This window comes from Parendozoicomonas haliclonae (assembly GCF_900174585.1).
Taxonomy (GTDB): Bacteria; Pseudomonadota; Gammaproteobacteria; order Pseudomonadales; family Endozoicomonadaceae; genus Sansalvadorimonas; species Sansalvadorimonas haliclonae.
This window is the reverse complement of record NZ_FWPT01000011.1, coordinates 60,859-79,427: the sequence shown is the minus strand read 5'-3', so window position 1 is coordinate 79,427 and position 18,569 is coordinate 60,859. Positions and strand designations below refer to the sequence as shown.

Sequence of the window (18,569 nt, the reverse complement as noted above, 5' to 3'; positions counted from 1 at the left end):
TGACGTTAATAACCGGCGATGGTTATTCGGGTGTTAATGATGTGCAAACCGACCGTTCGGTTTGTTTTGGCGAGTCTATAGCTTTTGGCGTTCTTATCGCAAGAAAAAAATTATCTTGTAAGCAACGTGTGTTGTGTATATCTTGCGCGCCACAAACCGACCATTCGGTCTGCCATCTGGTTCAAGTCGTTCAGGTAAAGTTGTATGGACAAGAAGCAGCAAATTATCCGGGCAGCGACTGAGCTGTTCGCGACTCAAGGTTATGAGAAGACGTCCGTTGCCGCTATTTGTGAGCACGCCAAAGCCTCCAAAGGTGCCGTCTTCCATCACTTTAAAAATAAGGATGAACTGCTGCGTGCCGTGTTCATCCGTATTGCTCAGAACATTGATGATGTAGGCGACATTGTTAGCCCAATCAATGAAGGGCTGCCTGCGAAAGAAAGGCTGGTAAACCTGTTGGAGCATATCTTCCTGTCTATGGCGGATGTGGAAGAGAAACTGTATTACCTGTTTGATTATCAGGTTCTTACTCAGCCCTCTATGCGGGTGATCCTGCAGGACTTAATCGATGAGAGATATCAGCTAATGATGTCGTCTTTTGAGTCTATCCTGTGTGATATCCCAGCCGCTGACAGCAAGGTAGATAGCCAGATGCTGATTGCCGAGATATCCGGTATCGCGCTCTATTACCTGTTTGCTAAAGATGACTACCCATTGGAAGCCATCAAAGACCGTTTTATTAAGAAATATCTGTTGTTGTTAGGCTTGTAAGAACTGCCATGAAAACTCCCTACGAAATTCAATACGAAGCCTTTGCTGCAGCCGGTGGCCTCTATGATGAGCGCCACGCTAAGCTGTACGCAGAGTTTGCTGATAACCTGATTGCCGATGGCAGCTTCTCCATCGTCTACGAAGGTGTGGCACACGCCTGTTATACCCCTATTACCATCGATGCAGCTCCCCACCTTAAGTGTTACGTGCTGGCACCGATGGCTGTGCTGCCCGAGTACTGGGGCAAGCGATATGCAACGCGTTTGATGGAAGAAGCTGAGAAGCAGCTGGATGCGGATGTGATCTTTGTAATGGGCGAACCGTTCCACTACGGCAACCGCTATAACACCCCGCATCAGGTTCTGCCGCCGGTTAGAACCCAGGCACCTTTGGAATGCTGGTTTGCCCGTGAACTGACTCCGGGGGCTCTGCATGGTGTGGGTGAATCTACATCCAGTATTACTGGCCCTTATGCCGATCCGCTGATGTGGGGCCACCCAAGCGAGCAGGTGTAGCAATCTGGTTCCCACGCTCTGCGTGGTAACCCATCTCACGTCCAGAGAACGAGCATACCCATGGTCTTCCATGGGTATGTGGCGAAGCTGTTTTTGCTATTTTAACAATATGGCAACTGTGCCTGACTATGTTCCCGCTGTTCAGGAACACCACTCTTCACAGCTATCTAAACCTGTCTAGTGATCATGATTATCAGGCAGGAGAAACACGATGGCATCCCGCATCGCAATGAAACAGTCAAAGCAGCAGTCAGAGCTGGTTGAACTCAAGGATCTAAAAAGCTCAGGCTCAAACTGGGAAGGCCATTCTGTGTTGGCAGAAACGGTGATCATCCCTCAAGTCAGTACAGGCCCTGAAACTGATTCAACCCCTGTGACGGATCGCCAATGTGATGCCGTTTCTTCTCCAGCGACTCTCGATACAAAAGACTCCGATACAACAGCTCCTGAAATCACAAGTCCAGTGAGTGAAGCGGATGTTGAGGAGGTTTTGGGTGTAGCGCGCAAAACCATTTATGGCGAAATGCTGACGTTTGTTCAGCCGTCGTTGGCTAATGCCTTTTATGAGATGTCTAGCCGCTTCAATCCGAATCTGGATCTGGGTCGTATTTCTGCAACAACTAAACAGTTTATGCCCTGGATCATGATCGATAACAAGGCGCTGCGGAAACCATCTAAAGGAGACATCAACCCTCTGATGTTCAACTTAAACAAGCATCGCTGGATCAAAGATGATGGAACCAGACCCCTTGTTTATATCCTTTGTACCCATACTTACATCCTGGCAGCAGTCAATCAGCTCTCACCTTATATTGCTGGTGTTATCGGAGAGTCACCCAAGTCTGTAAGTGGCAAGTGTCTGGGAGGCTTCACGCTGAATGGTATTGAAATTGATCGGAACAGAAGCGTTGATGGTGTCACTGTGACCCACAGGTTCTCTTTAGGTCACGGTGCAGTTTTCAATAAAACGCGTTATCCGGTATTTCAAGACAGCGCTGTCAATGTGGTCTGTGAATCGACCATTGTTGGGGGGAAAATGACACAGCTTCCGACTGTGCAGATTGCTTATCACTCAGAGGATGTGGCGGCTAGCTCACAATCTCCAAATACAACAAAAGAATCTGTTGTCACAGAGGAAGACTCTGAGTTGTGATGGATCGGAAACCGCTTTAGGCGGTTTCCTCAATTTCCAACAGCTGAATCAGCTCCTGCTTGTTGGTCAGTAAGTCTTCCAGAGTGTATCTGTCTAGAACGCCAATAAAGGCCGACATTGCTTCGGCCAACACCCCTTTCAATGTGCAACCCGGGCTGAGTTTGCAGGCCGGGGTGCTGCAGTCAATCACCTGTAGATTGGCTTCCATATCCCGCACCACCTGACCGATATTGATCTGGTTGGTGGGCATGCCCAGTTCGATACCGCCACCTTTGCCACGTACGTTCTTCAGATAGCCAAGCTGCCCCAGGCGCTGGACGATCTTCATCACATGGCTGCGGGATATATCGTAGGTTTCGGTGATTTCAGCAACAGATAGACGCTGACCCTGAGGCATCAGCGCTGCCTGGATAAGAGTACGCAGGGCGTAGTCGGTATATCGGGTCAGTCGCATAGTTTGGTGGTAAAACTCGGCTAATAATTATTGATGCAAATCAAATGAATATTAAATCCATCCCCATTATACAACCAGAACGTGCATCTACGTATTCGGATAAACGACATTTGGTGCAAACATAAAGATTCAAAAAATATGTATCTTTAGGTTGGGAGAAGTCACCAATGTTCTGTGTGCAGTGTGAACAAACGATCCGTACTCCGGCTGGTAACGGCTGTGCTTATTCTCAGGGGATGTGTGGCAAAACCTCTGACACCTCTGATCTGCAGGATGTACTGATCTATATGCTGCAGGGCATTTCCTGGTATGCCGAGCGTGCCCGCGAGTTTGGCATTGCCAACCGCGAGATCGATGCTTTTGTTCCGCGTGCCTTCTTTGCCACCCTGACCAACGTTAACTTCGATAACGACCGTATTATCGCCCTGATCCGAGAAGCCAATGCTGCCCGTGATCTTTTGAAGAGTGCCTGCGAAGCCAAAGGTGTAAACCTGTTGGATGCATCTCCAGCAGCACAATTTGTTCTGGCTGAAGATATGGCCGGTATGTTGCTGCAGGCGCCGGAAACCCTGCCAAACCGTGGCAAAGAAGAGGTTGGCGAAGACATTATCGGTCTGCGTCTGCTGTGCCTCTACGGCCTGAAAGGCGCTGCAGCCTATATGGAGCACGCACGCATTCTGCACCAGCAGAACGACGACGTATATGCCGAATTCCACAAGCATATGGCATGGCTTGGTACTGATCCTGCTGATCTGATGTCTCTGTTCGATTGCGCGATGGCCATCGGTCAGATGAACTTCACCGTAATGGGCATGTTGGATAAAGGTGAAACCGATGCGTTCGGTCACCCGGTTCCAACTCAGGTGAACGTGAAGCCGGTGAAGGGCAAGTGCATTGTTGTTTCCGGCCACGATCTGATTGATCTGGAAGAGCTGCTCAAGCAGACCGAAGGCAAGGGCATCAACATCTACACCAATGGTGAGATGCTGCCTGCACACGGTTACCCGGAGCTGAAGAAGTACAAACATCTGGTGGGCAACTACGGTAGCGCATGGCAGAACCAGCAACACGAATTTGCTGCGTTCCCTGGCCCGATTCTGATGACCTCCAACTGCATCATCGACCCGAATGTGGGTGACTATGCCGACCGTATCTACACCCGCAATATTGTGGGCTGGCCGGGCGTTCAGCACATTGAAGGCGATGACTTCAGTGCGATCATCGAGAAAGCTCTGGAAATGCCGGGCTTTGAATATGACGAGCTGCCACACAACATTCTGACCGGTTTTGCCCGCAATGCTCTGATGAGTGCTGCGCCTGCGGTGATTGATGCAGTGAAGGCGGGTGACATCAAACATTTCTTCCTGATTGGCGGTTGTGATGGTGATAAAGCCGAGCGTTCTTACTACAAGGAGTTCGCCCAGTCTGTCCCTGAAGATTGCGTGATCCTGACGCTGGCTTGCGGCAAGTTCAAATTTAACAAGCTGGAATACGGTGATATCAATGGCATCCCGCGTCTGCTTGATGTTGGTCAGTGCAACGATGCTTACTCAGCTATCCAATTGGCGCTGGCTCTGGCCGAAGCCTTTGAATGTGGTGTGAATGATCTGCCGCTGTCGTTGATTCTGTCCTGGTTTGAACAGAAGGCGATTGTCATTCTGCTGACGCTGCTGTCTCTGGGTATCAAGAATATCCATGTAGGCCCAACTACTCCGGCCTTCCTGACTGACAACCTGCTGAACGTTCTGGTTGAGAAATTTGATCTCAAGCTGACCACCACTGTTGAGCAGGACATGGGCGCAATTCTGTCCAAGTAAAAGCCTGATTGATGAACTTTCAAGAGCCTGGCTGTTTTCATCCCATGAATAGCCGGGCTCTTTTGTAGGAATAGTTATGACTCTCTTTTCAAACGCTCTTGCTGACAACTCTCTTAGTGAAAACAGGAAAGCTCTGGACTGGGCGCAGGCTCCTCTCTGGGGAGAGAGCGGGCGGGAAAACGGTACTTTTGAAGTGATCTGTCAGCAGGTGATTGATGAAACCTCTGATATCAAAACCTTTGTTTTCCAGATGAAGGAGAAGATGCACTTCACCTTCAAGCCCGGTCAGTTTATGACCCTGATGCAGGAGTTGGATGGCGAGATGGTTTACCGTTCCTACACCATCAGTTCATCACCTTCCCGGCCTTATAACCTGAGCCTGACTATTCAGAAGGTTGAAGGTGGTCGTCTAAGCGGCTGGCTGTTCGATAACCTGAAGCCCGGCACTGTGATTAAGGCTACCGGCCCGGATGGTGTGTTCAATCTGATCGACAAACCGGCCAGCAAGGTTCTGTTTCTGTCAGCCAGCTGTGGTATTACTCCGGTGATGTCTATGACTCGCTGGATGCTGGATACCTGTATGGAGTCGGATATCCGCTTTATCCACTGCGCCGCTTCCGAAGCCGATATTGTTTACCGCCGTGAGCTGGAAATGCTGGATGAGCAGCACGCACACTTTAACCACAGTGTGGTGCTGGATGATCGTGATGGCCTGCTGAATCAGGAAATGCTCCAGCAGTTGGCGCCGGATCTACACAGCCGCACTCTCTATATCTGTGGTTCTCCAGCTTATATCGAGGCAGTACGCCAGATGGTGGAAGCGGCTGGTTTTGATATGAGCAAGTTTCATCATGAAGTCTTTAACGATGCCATGATCGAAGAGATCGCCAGCCGTAACCCGGTAGAAGCCGGTGCGGGTGCAATGATGACTCTGGAAAAATCCGGTGTGGCCGTTGAGGTGAACCCAGGTGATCTGCTGGTCGATAAGCTGCTGGCAAATAAAGCTCCGGTGATTGCCGCCTGTCGTGCGGGTGTCTGTGGTGCCTGCAAGGTTCAGGTTCTGGATGGGGAAGTAGAGAGCTCCAGCCAGATGACCCTGACCCCTGCGGAGATTGAGCAAGGTTATGTTCTCTCCTGCTGTTCCCGCGTGACCGGTGATGTAACGGTGAATATCTAAGGAGAACGTTCACCATTGAGTGTTGACGGGCGGCCAGAATCAGCGGTTTAAGGTTCTGGTTGTCTGATTCAAAACTGAATCAACATTAATAGACTTCAGCTACAGAGCGTTTCTCTTAAGACGGATGAAGGGATAGTTTGGGATACACAATGCCTACCTGTAGTTAACGACAATAGACCTTTAAATGAATGGTTGTGATGACTGACAGCGTTGTCATGATTTTCGTCCTGTCTGCTGGTTTAGGGTGTTCCTTAATTTGGAATAACAGCCCAGCAGGATGCGAAAATGCCAAAAGCTTGCAGTGAGAAACATCGATCCAGACCTTACCTCAGCTCAAAAAAAGTTGATCCGAAAGAAGCCAACAAGTGCACTGATAAAGAGTGCCGTTGCAGTCTGTTTCCCGGAAGTACCCTAAAAAAAGCTAAGGGCGAGCTGGCCAGCATACTCAAAGGGCAAGAGAAAACACCACAGTATCTTGAAGAGAGCCTTCAACCCAGAGTATGGAACCGAAAACCGGCTCGTTTTGGCGATCTTGATAAGTTGCAGACCTGGGTGATGCGTAGTCGGGACCTTTCACGGCTTCATAAGTCAGCCTTGGCTCACGAGCTTGAGAAACAAAATGTGGCGCAGGATTATCCACAGTGGCAGAAGCGATACGAGGCATTAGAACTCAAGCCGGATGCCTTTATGGAGGCCATGTGCTCTCCTGAACTTTCCCCTCGCATTCGTGAACTGCAACAGGAGTTTGCCCGTGTTGGCGTGGAGCAGTTTGCCTGTCCTGAATTCCGTACAGTGATAGAAAATATACAGCGTTTAGTCTCTTTTGAAATGCAGCAGAAGGATTGTTATGCCGTTGAGGAGTTCAAAGCCTTTCATGATCAGTTGCAGAAGTTTCTCAATAGCAGTCACAGCTTGCCCTATCAGGATGTGCACAGGTTTTGCTGTCATTTCATCACCTTGATGGAGGAGTATGAGCGTGGTCTGTATGAGGGTGAGCAGGATGAACGAAAAAAAGGGATGGAGTTGCTGAATAACATAAGCCGGGACGATTGGCTGACAGGAACGATGTTCTGTGACTGTTTTTGCCAGGGCGGGCAGATCAAAGCCTTAATCCCGATAACAATGCCGCTGACCGGTTTATCCAAGAAACGAATGTTGTGGCCAACATTTGCGCCCATGGTGGCCAGTGATTTTGAAAAAATAGCCCGTTACGATATTTCGCCTTTGGGTCTGCTGGTATCCCATAAAGCCTTTCACGACGGTGTCCTGTTTAATCGCAGGGAATTCTACGACCATGATTGTCTGCACGATAATCGCCTGCCTGTACGCCGTAACCTGGACTCCCAACGCTGCCAGTCCGTTCTGAAAACACGCCAGCATCTGATTGAGCAAATAACTGACGATCCGGTGGTAAAGGATATTTGCGGCAAACTGGGCTTTGTCCAGGTGCATGAGCTTCTGAGCAATAAGGTGGATGTTGATGGTTATGACAGAGGGATTCGCTTTGAGCTTCTTGAGAAAATGGATGACTACAAAGATGTCACGGACTGGTTCGCGAGGCGGCTTTATTACTTTGATGATTTGCCTGCAGGCCTGAAGCCTCGGCATATTCAGGGAGGCTGTTATGTCTTGAATCAGATTGAGCCCTGGCTGCCAAAGACGGAATCCGCTTGAAAAGTCAGAATGACGGACAGTTTTGTTATTCAGCACAAATACCTTGAAAGTGTACGGTTATCCTCCGACTCGCACGCCTGATCACGGAGGAAACGCAGTGCCAAAGGTCCATAGTCCACGAAAGCGTGCAGCCCCTTACAATATTGTGAATAAGCCGCCCTCCGATTGCCCTCAGGGGTGTCGGTGCAGCACGGTTTCGGGAAGGCATCTGCGCGTAATCAGCAGAGAGGTCACACGAATACTCCAGGGGGATAATGATTTATCTGGTTATCCGGGAGGGGCTCTGTCGGAGCAGATAACGCGCATTGAGCTGCCAGAAACCAACCTCTCAACATGTTACCAACAGGATCTGGATCGTCATCTGAGATGGCAAGGTATTGAAAAGAATGACTATGACCAGTGGCAGACGCGTTACCAGACGTTGTCGCTGAAAACCGATGATCTTTTACTGTCGTTAACCCATTCGGAACTGAATCCTCGTGCTATTGCACTGGAGCAAGACTTTGCTTTGCGAGGAGCTGAGGGTTTCTCATGCCCTGAACTGCGCACAGTTGTGGAAAATATGCAGCGCATTCTGGCTTATGAGGTGCAACAGCAAGACTGTTATGCCGCACAGGAAATCAAAACCTACCTCGATTACCTTCAACTGTTTCTTGATCAAAACCCCAGTCCGTCATACTTCTCTGTTCATGGATTGTGCACACAATTTATTGCGCTTATGGACGAATATGAATCTGGTTTGTATAAGGGGGCACAAGATGAACGCCGGAAGGCGATTGCATTTATCGGTGCTATTAAGCTGGGTAGCTGGATTGATGGTATGACGCCTGATGAGCTTTATCATGAAGGGATTTTTATCAAGGCCAGTCTGCCGATATTAGGGCTCGATAAGGGCACCTTAAGAAACCGAATAATCTGGCCAAGTTTTGAGCCGTTAACAGCGCAGGGTTTTGAGGGGATAGCTCGTTATAACATTTCACCTATGGGGCTTTTGCTCAGCCATATGGGCTTTCATGATGGTGAGTTGATGGGCCGCTGGTACTTTACCAGACATGATCGTGTTCATGACGGTGAGCTTGCTAAGAGACGTAAGATTAATCATCGCAAGTGTCAGTCCATATATGCGACCCGCAGACATCTGCTGGAAAAAATCACAACCAATCCTCTGATCCACGACACTTGCGGAAAGCTGTGCTTTGCCCATGTGCATGAGCTTCTTACAGGTTACAAGGCAGTTAACGGAGAGAGGTTGATGAGGCGAAGAGAGCTGGTGGATCCGCATGATGATTATGCCGATGTCGCAGCATGGTTTACCCAGCGTCTACATTACTTTGATGATATTCCGAAAGGGCTGACCGGTCAGCATATTGTGGGCAGTTGTTACCTGCTCAATCAGATCGAACCTTTCTTACGACGAGCTCCCTGATAATGCCACAGCAGACAGACTGACAGGGGTGTTAGCCCTCTAAGAAACATCCTTTCTTCCCACGAGTCGAATATAAATAACAAACGCTCTATGACAGGGATGAAATGCAGGGACATCGCAGTTCAACAACATATTCCGGGCAGTTCAGCCTGCAGACAATGTGTGCTCTTATCGAACGCCGCAAGCTGTGTCGTACAGTTGTGGCTGGACTCTGGGGGAAGGTTTACAAGGTCGATACCCTTCATCTTGAACGCTTAGAACACAAACATACTTCTCGTTATCAACCTTACCCAACGCCCAAACTTGTAGAAGATCGTTATGTTGCTCTTAAGCAGAGTTACGAAGGCATCGATATTCAAAAAGCAAAAAACGCTGAAGGTAAGCTCCTGAAAGAGGGCAGTACATTAGCCAAACTGAGCCATCCCAATGTCGTTAAGGTTTTGGGTGTTTATCATGGGAATGAAGGGACATTTATGGCTATGCCGTTTTATCCCCACACGCTGTCGTTTTTGATCGAAGGGCAGGTGATTTCCGGTGATGGCAATACTGGGCAGGTGTTAGTCTCGGTGATGCAGGATATCGTGAACGGTATGCAATACCTGATTTGCGATCAGGGTCTTATGCATGGCGATCTGCACTCGGGCAATGTCTTACTGGATAGAAACCTCAAAGCTGTGATCGCTGATTTTGGTATGGTGACGGCCGTTGATGCTCCCCCCAAATACATCAAGTCGAATAATAATCTTATTGGGAAAATTGCTCCCGAGCTGATCAGTGGTCAGGATGGAATGACGTGCGCGAGTGAGACCTTCGCTTTAGGCCGGGTTATGTTGTGTACAATCTGCGGTTCCACCAAACTTCCCACCTGGAAGCTTGAAGATAATATTTATATCGATCTGGCTCGCTCCCTTGAGTTTCAGGATGCAGCTAAAAAGAATCGGTTGTTAACTCATGCGACGGATCTTGGTCGTCTGATTCCCTGGTTCGAGTTCGCCAAAACCTGCACCGGGCTCTATAAACGAACCCGACCAGAACCTTCTGACTGGGTGAAGAATATTGAGTCACTAAAGCAGAAGCCCACCGTTGAAAAGCACACCGACAGTTCATCAATGGAATACGTTCCCCCACAACCTTGGGTTGCGACTACTGAAACCTGGTGCATGATTCTCTAAAAGTAGGCCGGAGAGTAGTGAAATAGCAGTTCATTCTGGCAGTTATGCCTGCCCCAAATGCTCCGCATGGTTGTTTACCCTTATAGTCGGGTCTGAAGGTGGCACTTAACATCGCGTCCTTATTTTAAAAAGTCAGGGCGTAAACGATGCTCCTCAAAGAAAAGGAATCCCACCAGAGCCCTGCAGCGTCATTAGATGCGCCTCCTCTATCTGACGCGGCCCGTCCGGAAACCATTGCCATTATTGGGGCGATGGATGTTGAAATCGAAAAGCTGCTGCCCGATATTCAGAACCGGCAGGAAGTCACTTTGCGTGGTCATATCTATCACACAGGAACATTGTGCGGTCAGAATGTAGTTGTTACCCGTTCCGGTGTGGGCAAGGTAAATGCTGCGGTCACCACTACAGAACTTATTAAAGAGTTTCATGTGGATAGTCTGATCTTCACCGGTATCGCCGGCGGAGTAAGCCCTCAGGTGAGCCCGAGCGATGTGGTTATTTCCACCGCACTGGTTCAGCATGATGTTGATTTAACAACCTTTGGTCTGCAGCCGGGCCTGCTGAATGGCTTTAGTGATCGCCACTTTTATGCGGATCAAAGACTGATTAATATTGCCGTTCTTGCGGCTCACGAGGTTGTTGGCGAGGACAATGTTCACCTTGGCATTATTGCTACCGGTGATCAGTTTATGGCGGACAGGCAAGGCGTAAGAAACGTCTACGAAGAATATCAGGCCATGGCTGTCGAGATGGAAGGTGCGGCCGTTGCTCAGGTTGCGTTCCTGTACAACAAACCTTTGGTTGTTATTCGCACTATTTCAGACAAAGCCGATGGTACGGCTCATCTTGATTACCATCAGATGAAAGCCTCAACGGCCCATAACTCATCGGGCATCACCTTGAAGATGCTGGCGATGATGAAGGATTAATCCTTACTTTGTAAAAAGAGCCCGTGTCTTATGACATGGGCTCTTTTGTATCAGGTCTGCCCGGATTTTGTGCAGAAAAGACAAGATTTGATTCTGATCTTCCGGTAGATGCGTAATGCCTTAATCCAGAGAGCTTTACAAGAACACAGCTCACAATTTTAACCGGCATTGATTAGCCTGTTTTCGTCGTTTAGTATGCAATCAAGAATAAATATCAATAAAAACACCCTAATAAATACTTCAACTCTCAATATTTTATGGCTAACGCTGATCAAGAGCAGAAAGAGTCGCTGACGGACAATCTTTGGGTGAATCCGGCTGTGGTGGCTGATACATGGACGTCTGATCAGGAAGGGAAGTTCTCTCTGGTTGAGATTAAAGGTTCCTCTATAAATGCTGGCAGTGAATTCCCTGCCGATAAGCAGAACCTTCTGGGTGTAAAAGTTTGCCCTGCCAGCCCCGACAAATGCTCACAGGGTGTTTTACCCGGTCATTTCAAATTCTGCCCAAGCTGCCAGACCTCTCTGCAAGAGCCTTCTGCCCTGATAGGTGGAGCGCAAAGCTGGCTTTCCCCTGTCTCTATGGCCTCGCCTGTTATTAACTCGGCATTGTCTGGGCTGACTTGCTCGGAACAAAGTCTGCAGGTTGTGAGTAAGGACGAAGTCCGCTTCCAGCCTGATACAGAAATGAGCAAACCCCAGACCGGGAAATGTCACTTCTTTGTGGGTTCTTTCGGATATCAGGAAACCCGCCTGCTGGCTGTTGATATCAGCGCTCAGTTCTTCTTCTACTTCAACCCCGAAGCGAATGCCTGGGAACGTATGAAGGATGAAGACAGTTATATCCTTGAGAGCCCGCTGACAGCCGAAGCCTGGGGATGTGTTGTAACAGACCCTCTGGCATCAGACTGCATCTATATCTGTTGTGAAAATGGCCTTGTTGAAGTTCGCGTCGATCTATTTCAACGAACCCTGCGCTCCCGTCTGATTGTTGAAGGCAAGCCAAAGGCGGCACCTGCCGTGCGCGGTGATGCACTCTATCTGCCAATAGAACATGACGGAACACAAAAAATTTACCGTCATGATCTGAAAGTACCAGAAGCAGAAGGTGAGTGGTTTGAACTGCCAGAAGGCGGTGGTCAGCTATTCCATTGTGCTGTGCAGGATGAACGAAAAATTATCTGGCCCGGTAAGAATGGGCAGATCATTCTGAGCTTCATTGGCAGCGGCATAAGCTGCACGGTGCGACCATGGCCGGATAATGTTGAGCCTGAGTTTGAATTTGGTGTGCCAGCTCGATATCAGAACCAATTCTGGCAGCTGTGTTTTGATCATCACAATGAAAATTATTGCTACCTGCGTCTTGGTGGAACGAGCGATGTGCAGGAGATGCGCGAGACTTTGAACCCGCGTATGACCAGTGGTCTGACCCACTTCCTCGATTATGAAAACTTCAAAGCAGGTGAGCCCTGGTTTATTCAGGAGCAGCACAGCGACAACGGTGATGTGTTGCTGCCGTTAATGGAGTTTTCCGCCAACCTGATGGAAGTGAGTGCATCCACGCCTTCGGTTCTCGGTATCAAACTGCAAACGCCGGAATCCCTGAAAGAGTTGTTGAGTTCCAAAACACCTATGCCCTGCGAAGTGGTGATGATGGGCGAACCGGAACAATCCCTTGGACGGTTCAGCGCCGAGCAGCCATGGAACAGTGAGTGTTTTGTTTATAACAATCACCTGTGGCTCTACCACCCGAAAGTGCAACAGATTTCTGGCTGGGAGCTGCAACAGTGAACAGGAATATCTTTCTCCGGGCAGCCCTTGCCCTGCTGATGGTCTGTTCATGGTCTGCACATGCTGTTCAGCAGGCTTACCTGATGCAGAACTCTGGCTGGATGGAACCTTTCTATGCGGATTCCAGTTCCCAGTTCAAACCGCTGGTTAATGCTGTTATCAGTGTTACGGCTGGCCCTCAGGATCAGGTTCTGGTGGCGGGTTTTAATCAGAGTCTGCAGGGCAACCCTTCGCCGAAGCTGGTTTATAGCGGAAACCGGAGTGGGGATTATCAGAGTGCGGTGAATCAGGTTACCTTGGCGCGTAAACCGGGGCGGAGTTCCTATGCCGATACCGATCTGAATGAAGCCATTCGTTCGACGATTATCAACGGCTTCAAGGGTAAGCCCGGCATCATCTGGCTGTTTACCAATAACAAGAACAGTCCGGATAACAGTCAGGATACTGCTCGCAAGAACAAGGAGTTTTACAACCTTCTGCATCGTGAGAAATCCATCAGCCGGGTACTGGCTTTCCCGGTAGGGATGTCCGTTCAGGGTCGTCATTACCGATCTTCCGGCCTGATGATTTATGCGCTGGCCTACGGTGATGAAGCTGGGAAGTATCTGACGGCTTTGCAACAGAGTGGGCAGATCGGGAAGGTGCTGAACCAGGCCCCGGCGCGGCTGAAACCTCTGGATGCAGAACCTGTTCGTTTGATTCCTCAAGGTGTTGTGGGCAGTGATCAGATATCGGCATCTCTGGCTTCTGACCAGCAATCCCTGATTTTGAATGTCGATGCTGGTATTGATCTGCCGGTTGCCGAGATTCAGGCGAAAATGGTGAATGACTTTTCACCTTATGTGATTAATCAGGCGGCTATCTCTGCTGGTATCAAAGGCAATGGCTGGAACAACGCTCTGCCGGTGTCGCTTACCAATTTGAATAACCTCCGTCCGGGTGAGAGTGTGGATATGGCTGTCCGTCTGCCGATTCCACTGGGCGAGATTCCTTCTATTTGGTCTCTGGAAGCCCTGTCCAGCGCCGGTAAGCAGGTCACCCTGCCGGCGGTTGTGAGTATTCAACTCTCAGGCCAAAGACTCAGTGTGGATCCGGCCTTTATTCAGAAACTGCAGCGCCTCTTTCCGGGTGATCCTCTGCCACGGGTGTTTACGCCACCGGATGAAATAAAGACATCTGTCGCTCATATCCCGGTTTATCTGAAGATCAGCTATCCGTTATTTCCACTGATCCTGATTATTCTGCTGGTACTTGGACTGTTGGCCGGTGCGTTTTTCCTGGCTCAGAACGGCGGTAGCAAAAGCTACAACCTGTCGGTGAATGGTGAGCGGCGTAAGCTGGCACTTGGTGCCTTCAGCAGTAAAGACATCACCTTTGAAGGTGAGGTGATAGCAACAGTTAAACGGGGTTTGGGCGCACCGCAGGTGGTGTCGGTAGAACCGGAAAACAGCGTGAAAGTGCTTCGTTAACTCTCGAACCGGCACATCACGAAAGAAAAACAACAGACAGATAACAAATAGAAGACTATGGCCAACAATAACAGCGACAACGGATTTACTCTGCCTGCGCCAGGCGCTGAAACAACCACCGGTCAGGCAACGACTCCTGCCGGTTCACAGTTTCCAGCGATGCCGGAAGCGGAAACCATTATGCGGGACTTCGCTATTGGTGCCGGCATTATGGTGGTACTGATGGTGGTGTTTTTCTTTATGAAGAATGCCTTTGCCCAGTCTCTGGTCAAGAACAAGCGTTTCTCCCCCAATGATGCCGGTGCGGCCTCCTGGTGGTTGTTTGGCTTCCTGACCACTACATCAGCTGCTGTTCTGGTCATGATCCTTGGCCCTGCTTCTGTCATGGTGCCTCAGGTTCTTGTTGGACTGGGCGTGCTGCCGTTGCTGACACTGATATTCACCTGGCGCTCCAGCCGCGGCTAACCGACAAGGAAGGGGAAAGCTATGGAACAAGGTTCTCAGAAGGCTGGCGTACAGCTGGGTGGTGTGAACGATCAGGGTGAACAGACGGTTAAATTAAGACCAACGCTGTTTATCGCTGTCGGTGGTACCGGGATGGAAGTCGCACTGCGTGTGCGCCGTCGTATTTTGAACGCGACCTGGGGCTCAGCCATTGACCCTCGCCGTGTGGAATCCCTGGAAAAATTCCATATTGCGGAGTTTATCCACTTCGATCTGGATCACGGCTCTGTGGTTGAGTCCGGCAAGTCCCGTAAGAAAGAGCTGGATGCCTTGAGCGAGCTGGTCAAACTCAGCGATGAAGACAAGCTGATCGAAAGCTTCAATATCGAGAAGTACAGCCGCAGCGATGATGACCTTGACCGTTATCCCCATATTGCCGAATGGTCGCCGCTGACCCCTCGCAAGATTCGTGAGCTGGGTATTGATCCCTCCAAGGGCGCGGGCCAGATTCGTGGTGTTTCCCGTCTTTACTTCTTTGATAAGTATCCCAAGCTGCGGGATATGATCCGCAACAAACTGCACTCCCTGAAGAGCAGCCTCTCCAAGGAAGCAGACCTCAAAAAGCTGGGACTGGAGATTGATACCAGCAAATTCCGTATCGTTGTAATCGGTTCTATTGCCGGTGGTACCGGCGCGGGTTCCTTCCTGGATATGGGCTGGCTGTCTGGCGCAATTGCCAGTCAGGATGTCTCCGCCCACGAAGTTGATCTGATGATGTTCCTGCCTTCCGGCTATGCATCCGCCAACAAGGACCGTACCGAAGCCAATGGCTATGCGTCCCTGATGGAGCTGGAAACATGCATGAAGGGTGGCAGCAACTTCGTAAAACGCTGGGATCTGCACGACAACCTGCAGCTTAGCGTTAAGCCATACGACGAAGTCTATCTGATTGATTCCGGCAACCTGTCCGGGCAGGGCACCGAAGACCAGAAAGATGTTTACGAGATGGTTGCGGATACCCTGTTTGAAGATTTCCGCTCCGCAGACTTTGCCAACAAAAAGCGTTCCGTAGCTGTTAACCAGTCCCAGCATAAGATCACTCCGTTCTCCGCGCCAGTTCCCCAGAGCCGGTTCGGTGATATGAAGCTGAACTACTTCAAGGGTTACTCGGCCTTTGGTCAGTCGGTACTGGATACCCAGAGTGCCAATATCATCGATCAGGGCGTGTACAGCTGGACCAAGGCCATGCTGGAAGTGTTCTTCGGTGTTGCCTCGACTGATGGCGAGAAGAACCGCGCGACCGACAAGCAGCGCGACGAGTTTATGAACAACCATCTCTCCCTGAAGAGAGTGTTGTTTGAAGAAAAGCCTCGTCTCAGTAAAGGTGTCGAGCTGAAGTTGTCTGACGGTACCTTCTATGACTATCCGCTGACCGAACGTCTGCTGAAAGACCGCCAGGGCAATCTCCTGGCCGGTATCGAAAATCGTGTGAGTGCCGAGCTGGAAAATATCGCCGATACCTTTGAAAAGGATGACTGGCCGAAAGAGATTCGTGATGTGATGGGCACGCTGGAGCGTGACTGCATCCGTAATCAGGATCGCACCTCGGATACCAGTGAAGACCGTATTACAGAAGCCCGCCGATTGCTGCGTACGGAAATCCAGAACGAGCTTCAGGAGAAGCTTTACCAGTATCTGGACAACCGTGAACTGGGCGGCCTTGAGTATGTTCTGTCACTGGTTGAGCAGGTTAAAGAGAAATTGTCGTCTTCCCATGATGGTGTGGTGAAGAATCAGAACGACAATGTTCAGAAGTACAACGAGATCAAAGATGCTCTGCGTAACAGCGAAGTGGAGCGTCTGCTCTCTAACCTGACGGAAACTCGTGGCAAGAGTCTGTTTGGCTCCAAGGAGAAGCAGGCACGGGCGATTCTGGAAGATCTGAAAGACGAGATCGCCAACTACCTTAAGTTCCACCTGCGTGCGACCGCTGCCCAGCAGGCAGCAAAACTGCTGGAAGAACTCTCTGCCTTCCTGGGTGAGAACCAGGGTATTGATGATCAGGGCGAAGCCGTATGGAGTGGCCTGGTTGGTGAGCTGCAGAATGGCCGGGCATCGGTTATGGCGATGCTGGAAGGTATTCGTGAGTTTGAGCGTCGTCTGGCTCAGGATAACAGTAAGACATACGCCAACTATCGCAAGATAGAAACACCTGTCAGCACCCACAGTATGCCAAGTGACGAAACACTGGCAACCTGGGCCGAAGAGGCTCTGGAAGAGATCGGTGGTTCTAAAGAACTGTTCCAGAAGCTGAAGTCAGACGACGGTCAGCGTCAGATCTTCCGTTGCCTGAGCAAGCGTGCCAAGCAGGAATACTCTGGCGTTGAACAGGATCAGAAAGATCCGCTGGTACAGGCTCTTGAGAAGATGGATCCGGCCTCCCGTCAGAAGGTCTTCTCCAGCTGGCTGTCCCGCGCCATGCCGTGGATTGATGCCAATATGGGCCGTGAGTTCACGCCGAATGCCGATCAGTTCAAATGCTATATCGGTGTTGGCCGCTCTTCGGACTACGAGGCGTTTAAAGAAGAGATTATGACCGGCCTGCCTTCCAGTGCCGGTGTGACCCCGGCCCAGCTGAGCTTTGTGGACTCCGGTACCTATGGTCGTGCGGTTTGCTATGTCGAGCTGTCCGGTGTGCCGCTGACAGTACTCCGTGGTCTGGAAACCTGGAAAACCAGCTACCTGAAAGAATCCGAAAAGATTCCGGTGCATACCAAGTCTGATGTCACGTTGTTTGAACATCCGTTGGTGCCAACTGTTGATCAGCTGAATGCGATCTCTGAAGACTTCCGTCATTTCCTGCTGGCCACCATGATGGGTGTGCTCAAGCGGGATACCAACCAGAGCATCCGACCTTCCGGCCAGTACCAGTTCAGCGTTGGCCGTGGCGATGTGCGTCGGATGGGTAACGAGCGGGCGTTCCGTTTGAATGGTCTGCCAAAAGCCTATCAGCAGAAGATTATCGATACGGTCTGCAACAAGCTGGAAGACCTCGATGGCTGGCAGCTGATGGCCATGGCGGCACTGGCTGACAGCCTGGCCCGGGATACCTATACCCCTCAGCTGGTGCCAGATGAGAAGGGCGCTGAAGTGGCTGTTCAGGGCTTTGCATCTGCTATTGCCGGCAAGCTCCGTGATGAACTGCTGGAGAAGGCCACCATGCGTGGTGTTTCCGGTGATGAGGCGCAGCGCTTTGAAGAGAAGGCCTACGACCTGCTGGAGAAGTGGACCAACGCTATCGAGAACTCGGACAAGGACGCTTATTCCTGGGAAGTACGCGACAGTGATACCCCAAGACTGAAGCGCACTGCGAAGCCTGAATTCTTTGATAAGGGTTGGATTGAACAGGTTCTTGGTAAGGCTCCTGCCAATATGGCACCCGCAGCCGCTGCTCCGTTTGGTGCGGCACCGCCACCACCTCCTGTGGCACAGGTTGAGCACAGCTATTACCTGCATGTGAATGGCGAAAATATGGGGCCTTACACCCGCAGTGTACTGCTGGGTTATCTGCAGTCTGGACAGGTGGCTAAAGAGACTCTGTGCTGGCGCGAGGGCTGGGCAGGCTGGCAGCCTGTAGGAGAAGTGGCTGAGCTGCAGCAGACGGCTGGTGCGGTACCGCCTCCGCCACCCCCCGTGCCTGTCGTGTAAAGGCGAATAATAAGAGATAGAAAATAACAGTCAGCAGTGCTCTTTGTGGAAAAGAGTGCTGCTGTAAAAC

14 protein-coding genes are annotated in these 18,569 nt (G+C 50.4%); 13 read left to right on the top strand and 1 reads right to left on the bottom strand.

The window, feature by feature from the left end; genetic code table 11:
- Positions 1 to 204 precede the first annotated feature (204 nt).
- The 3 genes from EHSB41UT_RS20050 to EHSB41UT_RS20040 all read left to right on the top strand — a co-directional run bounded on the left by EHSB41UT_RS20050 (position 205) and on the right by EHSB41UT_RS20040 (position 2,439).
- The gene (locus EHSB41UT_RS20050) at positions 205 to 771 is read left to right on the top strand and encodes a TetR/AcrR family transcriptional regulator (protein WP_087112653.1); all 567 of its coding nucleotides are present in this window, start codon (positions 205 to 207) and stop codon (positions 769 to 771) included.
- Positions 772 to 779: 8 nt separating this feature from the next.
- Positions 780 to 1,286 carry a GNAT family N-acetyltransferase gene (locus EHSB41UT_RS20045; RefSeq protein WP_087112652.1) on the top strand — a complete coding sequence of 169 codons (507 nt, stop codon included), beginning with the start codon at positions 780 to 782 and terminating at the stop codon, positions 1,284 to 1,286.
- A 211-nt stretch (positions 1,287 to 1,497) separates the two neighbouring features.
- Positions 1,498 to 2,439 carry a hypothetical protein gene (locus EHSB41UT_RS20040; RefSeq protein ID WP_087112651.1) on the top strand — a complete coding sequence of 314 codons (942 nt, stop codon included), beginning with the start codon at positions 1,498 to 1,500 and terminating at the stop codon, positions 2,437 to 2,439.
- 16 nt (positions 2,440 to 2,455) lie between these two features.
- Here EHSB41UT_RS20040 and EHSB41UT_RS20035 read toward each other — a convergent pair whose 3' ends face one another.
- Positions 2,456 to 2,893 carry an Rrf2 family transcriptional regulator gene (locus EHSB41UT_RS20035; protein WP_087112650.1) on the bottom strand — a complete coding sequence of 146 codons (438 nt, stop codon included), beginning with the start codon at positions 2,891 to 2,893 and terminating at the stop codon, positions 2,456 to 2,458.
- A 167-nt stretch (positions 2,894 to 3,060) separates the two neighbouring features.
- Between EHSB41UT_RS20035 and hcp the strand changes: the two genes are divergently transcribed.
- From hcp to EHSB41UT_RS19985, 10 genes are all read left to right on the top strand, one after another.
- Positions 3,061 to 4,710, top strand: coding sequence for a hydroxylamine reductase (gene hcp / locus EHSB41UT_RS20030; RefSeq protein ID WP_087112649.1), 1,650 nt, complete (start codon positions 3,061 to 3,063; stop codon positions 4,708 to 4,710).
- 76 nt (positions 4,711 to 4,786) lie between these two features.
- Positions 4,787 to 5,887, top strand: coding sequence for an FAD-binding oxidoreductase (locus EHSB41UT_RS20025; RefSeq protein WP_087112648.1), 1,101 nt, complete (start codon positions 4,787 to 4,789; stop codon positions 5,885 to 5,887).
- 285 nt (positions 5,888 to 6,172) lie between these two features.
- Positions 6,173 to 7,561 (top strand): hypothetical protein, encoded by a 1,389-nt coding sequence (locus EHSB41UT_RS20020; RefSeq protein WP_087112647.1) that lies wholly within the window; start codon positions 6,173 to 6,175, stop codon positions 7,559 to 7,561.
- Between the two features lie 97 nt (positions 7,562 to 7,658).
- Positions 7,659 to 8,987, top strand: coding sequence for a hypothetical protein (locus EHSB41UT_RS20015; protein WP_133060592.1), 1,329 nt, complete (start codon positions 7,659 to 7,661; stop codon positions 8,985 to 8,987).
- 104 nt (positions 8,988 to 9,091) lie between these two features.
- Positions 9,092 to 10,159 carry a protein kinase family protein gene (locus tag EHSB41UT_RS20010; RefSeq protein ID WP_087112645.1) on the top strand — a complete coding sequence of 356 codons (1,068 nt, stop codon included), beginning with the start codon at positions 9,092 to 9,094 and terminating at the stop codon, positions 10,157 to 10,159.
- A 146-nt stretch (positions 10,160 to 10,305) separates the two neighbouring features.
- Positions 10,306 to 11,088, top strand: coding sequence for a 5'-methylthioadenosine/adenosylhomocysteine nucleosidase (locus tag EHSB41UT_RS20005; RefSeq protein WP_087112644.1), 783 nt, complete (start codon positions 10,306 to 10,308; stop codon positions 11,086 to 11,088).
- Between the two features lie 257 nt (positions 11,089 to 11,345).
- Positions 11,346 to 12,878, top strand: a complete 1,533-nt coding sequence (locus tag EHSB41UT_RS20000) for a hypothetical protein (RefSeq protein WP_087112643.1) — start codon at positions 11,346 to 11,348, stop codon at positions 12,876 to 12,878.
- The gene (locus EHSB41UT_RS19995) at positions 12,875 to 14,347 is read left to right on the top strand and encodes a hypothetical protein (RefSeq protein WP_087112642.1); all 1,473 of its coding nucleotides are present in this window, start codon (positions 12,875 to 12,877) and stop codon (positions 14,345 to 14,347) included. The genes EHSB41UT_RS20000 and EHSB41UT_RS19995 overlap by 4 nt, the downstream gene beginning before the upstream one ends.
- Before the next feature lie 57 nt (positions 14,348 to 14,404).
- A complete protein-coding gene (locus EHSB41UT_RS19990; RefSeq protein WP_087112641.1) occupies positions 14,405 to 14,812 on the top strand; it encodes a hypothetical protein in 408 nt (135 codons plus the stop codon).
- A gap of 21 nt (positions 14,813 to 14,833) precedes the next feature.
- A complete protein-coding gene (locus EHSB41UT_RS19985) occupies positions 14,834 to 18,499 on the top strand; it encodes a tubulin-like doman-containing protein (protein WP_087112640.1) in 3,666 nt (1,221 codons plus the stop codon).
- Positions 18,500 to 18,569 lie beyond the last annotated feature (70 nt).